Genomic DNA, 13,454 nt, shown 5'->3' with positions numbered 1-13,454 from the left:
TAATCACTTTCAATAGCTATAATTATAATACCCATAACTACTAGACGCTTTCTTCTCTACCGCATTAAAGATCACTCCTTTCACTTCAATACCTGCTTGTTCAAAACGGTTTCTGGCGACATCAATCTCTTTGGCGGTATTTAGGCCAAAGCGTGCAACCATTAACGTTGTACCAGCGTGGGCACCCACAATGCTTGGGTCAGTCACCGCAAGTACTGGCGGGGTATCAATAATCACTAGGTCATAATTTTGTGAAGCCCATTCAACCAAAGCTTTAAAACGTTGGTGCATAAGCAGTTCTGAAGGGTTGGGTGGCACTTGGCCGCGCGTCATAATGTCTAAGTTATCTACTTGGGTGGTTTTGATCGCTTGCGCGTAATCAATTTTGCCACTGAGCAGGTCTGAAAGGCCATTTTCCCAGGTTACGCCGAAAGGTTGTTGTAAGTAGCCTTTGCGCATGTCGGCGTCAATCAGCAGCACTTTTTGCCCAGTTTTGGCTACAACCGCAGCAAAGTTGGTGGAAACAAACGATTTACCAATGCCCGGCGCAGGGCCAGAAATCATCACCACGTTGTTTTTGGCTTCTAACATTGCAAAGTGCAAACTGGTCCGCAGGCCACGTAGCGCTTCAATAGAAAGGTCCGCCGGGTTACTTTCCGCCAGCAGCATCATCTCTTGCAGGGATTTACGCTTTTTATTAATTTTTTCCGCAAATTCCAACTGCAGAATCGACTTAGGTACACTGGCGTAAACCGAAAGGCCAAGCTGTTCAATATCGTCTGGGTTTTCTACACCACGGTGCAGCGCCGCTTTCACCAATACCCCGCCAACGCTGAGCATGCCGCCAAGCAAGGTCGCGAGTACAACAAGCAGTGGTTTTTTCGGTTTCACAGCTTTTGCGTAGGTGGCTGCGCTATCTAAAATGCGCACATTACCGACCGTTCCGGCTTTAATGATGTTCAGCTCTTGCACTTTGTTCAGTAATTGAATGTAAATTTGCTGGTTTACTTGTACGTCACGCGTCATGCGTAAAATTTCGCGCTGGGTTTTAGGCAGCTTTTGTACTTGCTGATTTAAGCGGTCTTTTTCACCAAGCAAGATTTGGCGTTTATCCAATAGTGATTTGTACGCCGGGTGGTCAGTGGTGAAACGCTGGCTCACTTCACTCTCTTTAAACGTGAGCTCGTTAAGCTGCGCTTCTAGCTTCACCATCACTTCTAAGGTGGATTTCGCTTCTAAGCTTAAATCAATTGAATCATTGGCTTGGCGGTAGCGGTTTAATACATCTTCCGCGCTGTCTAATTCGGTTTTAATGGTTGGTAGGTGGCCTTTTAAGAAAGCTAAACTTTTTTCAGCTTCTGCCGAATTGCGCTGCACGTTCTGCAAAAAATAGTTTTGGCTTATGTCATCCAAAATGGCTTGAATTTGGCTAGGGTTTTCACCGGTGAAAGAGAGCTCAACAATGCCGGTTTGTTTACCGCGTTCAGTCACTGATAAGTTATCTTTCAGCCATTTAATCGCATCTAACTCGCTTTGTTTGCTGATGTTAAATGCAAAACCGCTATTGGCATCTAAATCGGTGACAAACAGTTGGTAATCATCACTTTTTGCCAGTTCGCCTACTTTACCGCTGAGTATTACGCGGCCATCTTCACGCACTAACTGGTAGGTTTTTTGTTCTGCATCCTGCACCACTATTTGGTGGCCCGTTTGCCATGCATAACTTGGCAGTTCAAAGCGGCTGACTTGAATGCGATTTATTTGCCCGCGAAGGCGCGCAATGCCTTTACCAATAACGGGAAAGTAATCCGGCTCAACTAAGGTTGTTAGGTTAAATTTATGAACGGTGTCGCCTAAAATCATCCGTGATTTGATGATTTCAATTTCAGTGGTGGCGGATGATTCAGAAGAGAAGAGATCGCTCATTTCCCCGCCGACTAATGATGAAATACCGCCAGAGCCTTTTTGTTCGATTTGAATCAAAGCATCGGCTTTGTATATCGGTGTTGAGAGCAAGGCAAAGGCAATGCCAAAGATAGCAAAGAAAGTGGTCGTCGCGAGAATGATCCATTTGCCATCCAGCAGAAGGCCAAACAATTTACCGAGATCGATTTCGTCAGAAGTGGTGTCGACGCGTTGTTTAATCTGTTGTGCTGTCATTGTGTTTAAAGTCCTAACGGCCTGTTTTGGCTTATGGTGATTACAGCTTTTTGGCCCAAGCTTGCGCGGCTTGGTCAATTAACTGGTAGGCATGGTCAAATGCTTCTTTGCTTTGGCGATATGGGTCGGGGATCTCTTGCTGGCCTATCCATTGCCCAAATAACATGGCTTTGCCGCGTGCTTCAGGGGCTATCTCACTTAATGCACTAATGTGCCCCTTTTCCATCACGAGAATTAAATCATACTGGCTGCAAAGCGCTGACGTGAGCTGCTGTGATGCATGGCCAGATAAATCAATGCCATGTTCGGCAGCAACTTGGCTAGCCATGGCATCGGCGGGTTTGCTCTCAAGATGGCTTTTGGCGCTAGCAATACCAGCTGAAGCCACTTCTTTATTTGGCAATAGCTTTTGTAATACTCGCTCGCCTGTTGGTGAACGGCAGATGTTGCCGACACACACCACTAATATTTTAGAAAACACGTTTTTTCTCTTATTTACTGTTCAGTTATGGCCAATTTTTCACCCGTAACGCACCTTCAGACAGCTCATTAAAGCCGCTGATGGTTGGCAACAATTGCCTGATCAAACGGTTCCAGCGCCCAACGGGCGTGGTGGTGACATACACCACATCATAAGGTTGCAGTTCAAACTCTGTGCCCATGACTAACGCCGTCGCATCTTGCATATTGAGCTGGTAAATATTGGCGATAGGGTCATCTTGGTTGGGCGCTGCGTGGCTTAACACGGCTTGCTGTTGTTGCGCGCCGCGAATCACAAAAATACCCGTGGCATCGGCTTCGTATTCATTAATGCCGCCGACTGTGCTCAAGGCTTCGGTCAGGCTCATACCTGTACGGTCAATTTTCAGCATTTGTGGCTGTTTGACTTCGCCCATCACAAACACTTTTTGCCCGTCGTTACGTGGCACATGCACGATATCGCTATCGCGCAGTAAGCGGTTTTGCGTTAAATCGCCTTTCTGGATCAAAGCATAAAGAGAAAGAAGTTCCTCTTTACCATTACGAGTCAGCGTCACATTGCGCCAATCTGCATCCGTGGTAATACCACCAGCACGGTTAATGGCATCTAATAATGTTAAGGGAATATTTGAGATGGCTTGCTGACCCGGCGTTTTAACTTCACCAGTAATGTAGGATTTTTGCGAGCGAAAAGAAGCGACGTTGACATCTACCTGAGGCGATTCAATGTACTTAGCTAACTTTTCTGAAATCACTTGGCGGATTTCCGTTACGGTTTTGTCAGCCACACTCACTTCACCAATGTAAGGGTAAAAGATGGTGCCATCCGCATGGACCCAGTTACCCGCTTCTGCCGAACTGCGGTATGAACCGGCAGGAATGGTTAGCTCTGGGTGATCCCAGATGGTGATATTAAGCACATCACCAGGGCCGATATAATATTCGTAGCGAGCAATTTCTTGTTCTAACGGAGCATTGGGTTGAGTAATAGGCTGATTTTTATATTTTTTCAGCTCTTTAATAAAAGCAGGAGTAAGGGGGTAGACATTCACTTGAGAAGATAAGGATTCGTTGCTTTCTGCTTCCCATGCGGCATTTTTTTCGCCTGTAGGTAGGTGTGAACCCGGAATGGTGCACCCCGTTAAAACTACTGAGGCGATAATCAAAGGCAAATACTTTTTTGACACGCGAACGTTCCTGCTATTTCAATCACAGTCATGACCAAGGTGCTTATATGAAGCCAAGGCACATGAGTAATGTGTTTATATATCAATGTGCTAGAAGTCATAAATAAAAACTTGCTGGCACGCTACCGCCCTAGGGCGCTCCCTATGACGGTGTTAAATACGTTTAAGCCGATGATAATTGAAAATAGGTTATTCATTAAAATGCAGCACAGCACCCACTAATCAGACTTTCAAATTACAATATAGTCAATAAAGGAGTAATAAAAATAAAATTTGATTTATCAATTTTTTGTACTATCAAAGGCTGCGGAATGATACATAGGTTACTATTGAATGTGAAGTAAGTATTTTCCTACCCTGTAAGTATTTTCCTTATTGGTTTCGCTTTATTTACTATTAAGTTAGTTAATAGCTGATTATTTTTTAATCTTAATTGAAATAGTCGATTCGCCTAGAGTGCAACTTGTTTACATTGACATCAATAATGTTTATTGTTGCGACGCCCAATCTATATTGGGCATACATCGATGTAATTAAACTTCATGGGGAATACTATGAAAAAAACAGCAATCGCACTATTAGCATCTTTTGCTTTTGGTGGCGTAGCGATGGCTGCTGTTGAAGAGACAACAGCAGCGTCAACCACTGGCGGAGCCGCTGGCGGTACAGCAGCGACAACGGCAGCAGTAGGTACAGTAACGGCAACGTCTGTAGCTATCGGTGGTGCACTTGTAGCGGGTGTAGTAGTTGCAGCAAGCAATTCAGGTACTTCTACTACCACTACAGTAACCGCAGCGCAATAAGCGCCTGCTTAATTCACAACCGCCATTGGCGGTTGTTTTTTAAATATTCAAATGACGAATTTTTATTATTAAGCCCCTATTATGAAGTTTGCTATTCGCTCGTTATTTATTTGTTGCGGTTTTTTAATTACAGGCTGTACACAAAACACTCAATATTTTACTGATTCTTTAAATCTTGCTCTATTTGGCCCTGAATCATTAAGTATCTCGCAAAATAAAATTAATGAGTTGCCCTACGCTAGTATTTATGTAAAGCAAGGTGATAACCCTCAAGCATTAATGATATTGGCTTGGGCCGAAAAAGAGTCTAGCCAATTTCAATCCAACCCGCTGGCTTTAAAATATTTATCCGCAAATCATGAGATGATCGTTACCTCTGCAGGGCGAATCACTAAAACCGTGAATTTGCTGGATGCGAATTTATCCAATATTCGATCGCAGCAGCCTGATCCTCTAGCGATTGGTTTGCATGACTCCAGCACCCCGCGCTACTGGGAATATGAGATCAGCTGGCAGCCGGGCTATCACGCCCAATATCACGCTCAATCTCGCTTTGTTGTACAAGGTGAGGAGCAAAAGCTATTGCCACAGGGCGCTAGAAATTTATTACATGTGGTGGAAAATGTGACGATTTTAGCGATTGACCAACATTACACGAATCACTATTGGCTTGAGCCAAGCAATGGCGAAGTCGTCGTTAGCGAACAAACGCCAGCTCCCGGCATGGCGCGCTTTGAACTGATTGTTGCTAAACCTTTCTCAGGAGCGAATAAGTCATGATTCTATGGCCTAACTTAATACGCTACGTTTGGCTAGAAAAACGCGCGTTACTGAGCGCATCAGTGCCAAAAGCTACATTAATAAAACCTACATTAATGAAGCATTTTCTGCTGGGCGTATTATGCGCACTATCACCGGCTGCCTATAGTGCACCAGCTAGTGTGGTTGAAGTGAGAAGCGCAGATACACCTGCCCTCTCCCTCTCTTTTGCATCTGTGCCAAGAGTGGATGAGTTAGTCATCAATGCGCTAAATGCCAGTGCGCAGTTACCTGCCGATATCGATTGGCTAAGTAGCGCCTTGTTTGATGTGACTAGCCCGTATCAAAAAAAGCAGCAGGTTCTGCTTGCGATCACCCATCAAGAAAGTTTGGCCGCATCGGCTCACAAAAAGCGCTGGCGTCAGCTGAAAGAGCAGCTACGCGCGAATGCTTTTGCACAGCGTATTTTTACTCCGCTTGATCCCGACATCACGCGCATCACGGCCAGTCAGAACCCGAAATTACAAGGTCAATGGCTGCTGTCACTCAATGCGTTACCCACCACAGTATCAGTTTTGGGGAATGTTAAACAAGCTGGTGACATGGCTTGGAAACCACGCACCGATGCGGGTCATTATGTTCGCTCGGCAGGCCTTGCTGAGGCGGATATCTCGCAAGTATGGGTGATTCAACCCGATGGTCACACCTCACTGCATGATATCGCCTATTGGAATCACGACTTTCAAGATATCGCGCCCGGAGCGACACTTTACGTGCCTTTCCCTATCGAAACGACGTCACTTTATCCTCAATATTCACTACACAATGTGAACGACATTGTCGTTGAACTGCTGCGAAATCAATTGCCATGATGAAACTGAGTTATCTTTCGTCTTCGACGATTCAACCACCTCGCGTCACTTGTATGGCGTGCTGCATTGCGTTTAGTTTGGCGTTACCGAGCCAAGCTGACGAATTCAGCTACCCGACGCTGGTGCATTCTCAAACTGATTTTGGTGGTACAGGCTTAATACAGATGCCCAGTGCCCGCATGATGCCAGAAGGCCAATTCAGTTTAAGCGTCACAAACAACGATGATTACATTCATTACGTCAGTTCACTCCAACTCTTCCCATGGCTAGAAGCGACAATTCGTTACACGCAAGTGCATGAGCTACTTTACAGCGGCGATACCAGCTTTAGCGGTGATACGAAATACACGGATAAATCGATTGATGCCAAACTGCGTTTGCTAGAAGAGGGATATTGGCTGCCAGAAGTGTCGGTAGGGTTACGTGATGTTGGCGGTACAGGTTTGTTTGATGGCGAATTTATTGCAGCCAGTAAACGTTTTGGCCCATTGGATGTCACACTCGGCGTTGGCTGGGGTTATTTGGGTAACAACGCGAACTTAACGGGTGATAAATCCTCAACACCAGATTGCGGTCGCGATGGTAGTTACAGTGGTAAAGGCGGCCAATTTGATATTGGACGGATGTTCACGGGTTGTACGTCGCTGTTTGGTGGGGTTGAATACCAAACACCTTGGCAACCACTGCGTCTAAAAGTGGAATACGATGGCAATGATTACCGCAGTGATTTTCCCGTCACCCGTGGTGATGCAGTAATGCCCGTTTCAACACCGTGGAACTTTGGTGTGGTATACGCTCTTGCTGATTGGGCCGATTTACGCCTTAGCTATGAACGCGGTAATACCTTTACCGCAGGCATTACCTTGGGTACGAACTTGGCGACCATGCAACCAGTGTGGGTTGATGAACCCAAACCCAGTTATGCTCCGAAATCGAAATCACATGAGTTAGACGATGCTGAATGGCAAACGTTACTTCATGACCTTGATGTAATCGCCGGTTATAAACAAGCGACTTTGTACCAAGATGATGCCACCCTCACGATTGAAGCTGAACAATATAAGTATCGCGATCGCAAAGAAGCGCATGAACGCGCCGCATTGCTGCTGGCGAATCAAGGCATTGATGCACAGACATATCGCATCATCGAGACGGCCAATAATCAGCCTCTCACTGAAACCAGAATAAAAGCGAATGCGTTTGCCCGCGTTGCTGACCGTGATTACCCTAACGCTCACATCACCGATGCCAGTGCGCGTGGTAACCCTGTCGCGATCAATGGCGAAGTAAAAGCGCAGCAGTATGATGCGTGGCAATTTGGTTTAGCGCCTGTGTTGCAGCAGTCTTTTGGTGGCTCTGAAGATTTTTATTTATACGCGCTTGGTGTCAGTGCCAATGCCAGCGTACAAACACGAGATCATTGGCTACTCTCTGGCAGCCTTTATGGCAACCTTGCCGATAACTACGACAAATACAAGTACACCGTACCGCCAGATGGTACTGATTTGAAACGGGTTCGTACCTTGTCTCGACAATATTATGAAGATGCCGTTCGCCTTGATAGCCTGCAACTGACCTACTTTGATACTTTCGGCCAAAGTTGGTTTGGTCAAAGCTACGCAGGGTATCTCGAAACCATGTTTGCTGGTGTCGGCGGTGAAATACTCTATCGTCCATTAGGCAAAAATTGGGCGGTTGGGATTGATGGAAACTATGTAAAACAGCGCGACCCTGACACCGCTTTCGGTCTGTATAAAGAAGAAGTGCATTATGATCCACAAACGAAGAAAAACTATCGAGTACAGACGGGCACAGTAACAGGCCATGCAACGCTCTATTGGCAGCCTAAGTTTTGGTCATTGATAGACAATACCTTACTCAAGGTCAGTACGGGGCGTTACTTAACCGACGATATCGGTATGTCGGTCGATTTTTCTAAGCAGTTTGATAGTGGTGTGATTGCCGGTGCGTTTATTTCTAAAACGAACCTTTCTGCAGAAGAGTTTGGTGAAGGCAGTTTTACCAAGGGATTTTATGTTTCAATTCCTATGGACTTGATGACCATTCGGCCGAGTACACAGCGCGTGACCGTATCTTGGTTACCGATTCAACGTGATGGTGGGCAAATGCTGAACCGACAATATCGCTTGTACGATATGACGGATGCACGCTCCCCTTGGTATGGTCGCCCTATCTCAAGCAACTAGCTTAGACTATTGTTACTAATAAAAAGAGAGCTCATTTATGGGCTCTCTTTTCAATACCGGCCTAAAGAATATCCCTACTTTTCAACAAGAAACAGCCATTCCACTATTGATTAAGCTATCCGCTATAACTATTTTTTATGTGACACATGGCAATGTAATCCATTGCATCTATACTTTATTAGGTAAACACATTTGATCTAGATGCGCATCAAGATCTCGGTATTGTTGGCTTTGAATAGGAGGTTCTTATGTTCCTTCAGCCTGTTATCGGATCTCATTTCTGTTGGTTATCTCGTTACTCAATGTTAGTACTTACTTTCATTTTAGTGGGTTGCGCAGGCTCTAACGGGCGAACTATGAAAGCGCAAAATCCCCCAGCGATTAATTATGAATTCACTGGTATTCCATTGCTGTATTTTGGTTATGGATCGAGTGTGCCCTTAACTCCAAATTTAAGCTTAACTGCAGCTCATGTGGCAAAAATGAATTATGCCAAAGTGGTGGCTTACCATCCCACTTGTGATGTGGCTTTGATCGAGTCAGACAACCAACATGTTGTACTTCCAGAATTAGGGCTAGTTTATCAAGGAGAAAAAATAGAGGCGTTTGGTGTGAGTGGTAGTGGTGATGTGGTGATGGGAAAAGGGACGTACCATTTGGACTTAAACTTCGTCAATAGCCGTTACTTCAGCAAATGCCCAGCCAGCATTACCGACGCCCCAATACGTTCGGGCATGAGTGGCGGTGGTGCATTCAATGCACAAGGCGAATTGGTCGGTATATTAGCGGCTATTGCCAATAAAACAGATACGAGGCTTGTGAACGGAGAAGAATTAGATATCGAACGCTTAAGCATTTTTGTTTCGATCAATTTCATCCAACCGTGGTTGAAAACACAAGTGAACACTTACCACCACGGAGAATATCAATGGCCAAATGTAGAAACGAACGAAACAAGGTTAGCGCGGCAGCAGTAAACTCAATAAGCAGAATGGATAGCCGATAGAGATTATCTGTTCGGCTATATTTTCTAGGCTTCATCGCTTATTCTGTTTTCAGTCTTCTTCTCTTCAGATTTAGCCAATTTTTTCCACACCAAATCACAAATACCATCACTAGGAGTAAAACCTGTCGGTGCTTCAAGCAGCAGCTCACGGATCCGCTCGTGGTCAAAGTTATGGCAAGCGATGTCGAGTTCTTCCAAAAGATGCATGTATTGAGGTAACGGTAAGTTTACTTCTGTCGCAGTCATAATTCGCTCATGCGCCGTATTCTCAACATTGTCACCTATCAGAAGCTCTTCATACAGCTTCTCACCGGGGCGTAGGCCTGTATAACTAATTTCAATATCACCGTATGGGTTAGATTCGTCTTTCACTTCCAACCCAGAAAGCTGAATAAGATTTTTGGCAAGATCTGAAATACGCACAGATTCCCCCATATCGAGAACGAAGACATCACCACCTTTGCCCATCGCTCCTGCTTGGATCACTAACTGTGCGGCTTCTGGAATGGTCATAAAATAACGCGTTATTTCAGGATCAGTAACAGTTAAAGGGCCGCCTGTTGCTATCTGTTTTTTAAACAGTGGCACCACGGAACCAGAAGAACCCAACACATTACCAAAACGCACCATACAAAAACGGGTACCTTTAGGCTTCTCATTTTCTTGCTCTGCCAAGGCTTGTAAACCTAATTCAGCCATACGCTTAGTCGTACCCATTACATTAGTCGGCCTAACTGCTTTGTCTGTAGAGATAAGTACAAAAGACTCAACTTGAGCTTCTACTGCAGCTTTTGCGGTGTAGTAAGTACCAAACACATTGTTTCTTACCCCTTCAACGACATTGAACTCAACCAAAGGAACATGCTTATAGGCGGCGGCATGGTAAATGGTTTGAATGCTAAAGCTTTTCATCACCATTGATAAACGATTAATACGCTGAACAGAACCAAGCAGAGGTACGATTTCAATATTTAGTTTTTTGCGGACAATAAGTTGACTAAGCTCTCGATCAATTTGGTATAGCGCAAATTCAGACAACTCAAAAAGAATCAACTTTTTCGGCTGGCTGAGAATAATTTGTCGACACAATTCTGAACCAATCGAGCCCCCAGCCCCGGTGACCATAACGACTTTATCTTTAATGTTTGCTTCCATTAACGAGCGCTGTGGTGTAACCGGATCTCGCCCAAGTAAGTCCTCAATCGCAACGTCTTTTAGCTCATCAATACTCGCCTTACCTTCAACAATATCTTTCATATCTGGTACGGTAAGTACTTCCGCTGAAAGGTGAACCAAGGACTCCAGTATTTTCTTTCTTCGAGCACGTGAAGCACTTGGTACTGCAAGTAGTATCTGCTTTACATTATGTTTAGCAACTAGCCTATCTGCATGACCAACATTATGTACACACAACCCCATAATCACGGTATTTTCAAGGGTTTTATCTTCATCAATAAACCCTACTACTTTATGAGTTTCCGAATTTCTGAGCGCTAGTGCAAGCTGCCTTCCCGCTGAGCCCGCCCCATAAATCAGCACTGGCTTGTTTCCTTGACCATTAAGTTGAGCAACGAGCACACGAACAATAAGCCGTGAGCCCCCACACAAAAGGCAGAGAAAGGTTCCGTAAATAATGGGTAAAGAACGCGGAATAGGCGCACTAAAATAAAATGCAAGAACAGCAACAGAAGCCGCTGAAATCACCGTGCCAATACTGACCACCGCTAACGCATGAAAAGTAAGATAACGCAATACCGCACGGTAGAGCCCAAGCCGTGTGAAAGAAAGGATGGTGATGATAGCAACACAACCCAGAAGGTAAGGAACCGTTGGTGATTTTATCAAAGCAATTTCACCAATTCTTACCCAATAAGCGGCATAAAAAGAGAAGACGATAAAAAGAAGGTCAATAATGACGCTGATAATGCGCTTATTAACCCGCGATAAGTTCCAGATAAAGTTCAGCCTAGCCATATTATTTCTCTATATAAACCAACGCCAGTATTATACTGGCGTTAATTTTAAAAGTCTGTTGTAGATAAATTGAAAACTGCCCTACTTTACAGCATCACCGCTACCACTCCCCATTGCAGTCATAATGATGTATTTGAAGTAATCTTTAATGGTAAGCGAATCAATCATTTGTTTGTCTATTTTTGCCAATAACCGTGGTGTAGACATATCGATATTCTGCACTTGCGCAAGGCCAGTGATACCTGGTAGAACATCATATACTCCTAACGCATCACGTTCTTTAATCAATTCCTCTTGATTAAACAAGTTAGGACGTGGGCCCACTAAGCTCATTTCACCTTTTAGAACATTGATCAACTGTGGCAACTCATCGATTTTAGTTTTACGAAGAAAAGCGCCAAGTTTTGTAATCGATGTATTACTCGCTAAGTGGCTTGCTACAGACTTGGTTTCTACCGACATAGTACGAAACTTAATCAACTTGAATGGCTTTTTATTACGCCCCACACGTTCTTGCACAAAAACTGGAGAGCCGGTGTCAAACAAACCAATAATGATAACAATCAATAAGACTGGCCACAAAAATAGCAAGCCAAAGAAGGCAGCTAGGAAATCTAAAAGACGAATCATATTTTACCACTGTTCTTTTTTGACTGAAGAAAGGCTTCTGCCGTTTTTTTAAAGCCTTCCTCTAACGTTTGGGGAGGTGTCCAACCTAAGATTTCTTTAGTATGAGAGATATCAACCTGCAATGAACCTATCAACCTATCCACGACATTTGATTTATTAAATAATTTACCGACTAACTTGTAGCACCAGATAGGTACTGGCAGTTGCCATCTAGGCTTATCTAGCGCCCTTGCCATTTCACGGATCATTTGAGAAGTCGATACATCACAGTCATCCGAAACAAGAAATGTCTGATTAGCCGCTTTAGGATGATCAATACAGGTGATGATTAAATCAACAAGATTTGTAACCGATACGAAACTACGTTTATTTTGAGTAATGCAAGCAAATGGCAGAGGAACGCCTTTAGAGACCAGATTCATTAATGACGCAAAATTTGCTTTTACTCCAGGTCCATAAACTAAAGTAGGCCTAATGATAACCACTTCCAACCCGGTTTCCTGTGAAAGCAATCGTAAGTGTTGCTCTGCTTCAAACTTACTTAAACCATAAGGATCAGAAGGCGCAGCTAAAACATCAGACTTAAACGGTGACCCACTATCAGTAGTCTCGCCGTTAACTTTGATTGAACTCACAAACACAAAGCGTTTTACACCGGCTTCTGCCGCTTGACGAGCTAACACGAGCGTCCCTTCTGTATTTGCTCGACGATATATATCAATTTCCGATACGCCTTTCATTTGATGTACGATCGCCGCACAATGCACAACACATTCGACACCTTTTAAGGCTAGTGACCAGTCAGTTGAACTGGATAGATCTGCAAGGAAAATAGTGTTATCGCTTTCACCACTTAATGAACGTCTTTGCTTAATGCATACATCACCTCGGCTCTCAGCAAATTCAACAAAAGCACTGCCAACAAAGCCTGAGCTGCCTGTAACTAAAAGTTTCAATCTTCCTCCTGATTTGAAACGGTTGCAAAACGAGTACCGCAATACATATTCGCAGCGACTGATTTTACTTATAAAAGTTTTAAGTGCCTTTAACGTCTGTTAACTGAAAGGTTGCATTTTTCTTGAAAGTCTTCAAACCGAACAGTTTGATGCCCTGTGTTGCGGACAGCCCTCAATAAAACTATAGACTGATAATCATACACTTATAGTTAAACAAATAACTGAAACAGTAGGATCAATAACAATGCTTAAGCCGAGATCATAACGTTGTTGTGTGTTAAACGTCCAAAAAATTGGCAATTAAGCCAACAGAAAAAACTAAAGCATCAACAATATATAGCATAATACACTACCAGTAAGATCCTCAAATGCTATATTTAAGTCAAGGGCATTCTGTTCTAACCCCTAAAATAAATATAG

The 13,454-nt window shown here is 44.0% G+C and carries 11 protein-coding genes; 5 read left to right on the top strand and 6 right to left on the bottom strand.

Annotated features, from left to right (window positions below):
• Window positions 1-9: 9 nt before the first annotated feature.
• From AACV32_RS16510 to AACV32_RS16500, 3 genes are read right to left on the bottom strand one after another with little or no spacing between them, the layout of a single operon-like run.
• The gene (locus AACV32_RS16510; RefSeq protein ID WP_170895460.1) at window positions 10-2,160 is read right to left on the bottom strand and encodes a polysaccharide biosynthesis tyrosine autokinase; all 2,151 of its coding nucleotides are present in this window, start codon (window positions 2,158-2,160) and stop codon (window positions 10-12) included.
• A gap of 40 nt (window positions 2,161-2,200) precedes the next feature.
• The gene (locus AACV32_RS16505; protein WP_170895461.1) at window positions 2,201-2,641 is read right to left on the bottom strand and encodes an arsenate reductase/protein-tyrosine-phosphatase family protein; all 441 of its coding nucleotides are present in this window, start codon (window positions 2,639-2,641) and stop codon (window positions 2,201-2,203) included.
• Window positions 2,642-2,666: 25 nt separating this feature from the next.
• Window positions 2,667-3,827, bottom strand: a complete 1,161-nt coding sequence (locus AACV32_RS16500) for a polysaccharide export protein (protein WP_017045429.1) — start codon at window positions 3,825-3,827, stop codon at window positions 2,667-2,669.
• Between the two features lie 554 nt (window positions 3,828-4,381).
• Between AACV32_RS16500 and AACV32_RS16495 the strand changes: the two genes are divergently transcribed.
• The 5 genes from AACV32_RS16495 (at window position 4,382) to AACV32_RS16475 (ending at window position 9,445) form a co-directional block, all read left to right on the top strand.
• Window positions 4,382-4,630 (top strand): hypothetical protein, encoded by a 249-nt coding sequence (locus tag AACV32_RS16495; RefSeq protein WP_064626008.1) that lies wholly within the window; start codon window positions 4,382-4,384, stop codon window positions 4,628-4,630.
• Between the two features lie 81 nt (window positions 4,631-4,711).
• Window positions 4,712-5,410: a YjbF family lipoprotein gene (locus tag AACV32_RS16490; RefSeq protein WP_170895462.1), complete on the top strand. Its 699-nt coding sequence runs from the start codon at window positions 4,712-4,714 to the stop codon at window positions 5,408-5,410.
• Window positions 5,407-6,261, top strand: a complete 855-nt coding sequence (locus tag AACV32_RS16485; RefSeq protein ID WP_170895463.1) for a capsule biosynthesis GfcC family protein — start codon at window positions 5,407-5,409, stop codon at window positions 6,259-6,261. Before AACV32_RS16490 ends, AACV32_RS16485 begins: the two co-directional genes overlap by 4 nt.
• On the top strand, window positions 6,258-8,468 hold the full coding sequence (locus tag AACV32_RS16480; RefSeq protein WP_170895464.1) for a YjbH domain-containing protein: 2,211 nt from the start codon (window positions 6,258-6,260) through the stop codon (window positions 8,466-8,468). Before AACV32_RS16485 ends, AACV32_RS16480 begins: the two co-directional genes overlap by 4 nt.
• Before the next feature lie 248 nt (window positions 8,469-8,716).
• On the top strand, window positions 8,717-9,445 hold the full coding sequence (locus AACV32_RS16475) for a S1 family peptidase (protein WP_017050173.1): 729 nt from the start codon (window positions 8,717-8,719) through the stop codon (window positions 9,443-9,445).
• A 53-nt stretch (window positions 9,446-9,498) separates the two neighbouring features.
• Here the strand turns inward: AACV32_RS16475 and AACV32_RS16470 are convergent, their stop codons facing one another.
• The 3 genes from AACV32_RS16470 to AACV32_RS16460 form a co-directional block, all read right to left on the bottom strand.
• A complete protein-coding gene (locus AACV32_RS16470; RefSeq protein WP_017045888.1) occupies window positions 9,499-11,448 on the bottom strand; it encodes a polysaccharide biosynthesis protein in 1,950 nt (649 codons plus the stop codon).
• Window positions 11,449-11,529: 81 nt separating this feature from the next.
• Complete coding sequence (locus AACV32_RS16465; RefSeq protein WP_017045889.1) at window positions 11,530-12,078, bottom strand: sugar transferase; 549 nt, start codon at window positions 12,076-12,078, stop codon at window positions 11,530-11,532.
• On the bottom strand, window positions 12,075-13,034 hold the full coding sequence (locus AACV32_RS16460; protein ID WP_017045890.1) for a UDP-glucose 4-epimerase family protein: 960 nt from the start codon (window positions 13,032-13,034) through the stop codon (window positions 12,075-12,077). The genes AACV32_RS16465 and AACV32_RS16460 overlap by 4 nt, the downstream gene beginning before the upstream one ends.
• Between the last annotated feature and the right edge of the window lie 420 nt (window positions 13,035-13,454).

The sequence above is a fragment of the Vibrio sp. B7 genome, from assembly GCF_963888765.1.
Taxonomy (GTDB): domain Bacteria; phylum Pseudomonadota; class Gammaproteobacteria; order Enterobacterales; family Vibrionaceae; genus Vibrio; species Vibrio anguillarum.
The sequence above is the reverse complement of the archived record's forward strand: the minus strand, read 5'-3'. Positions and strand labels throughout refer to the sequence as shown.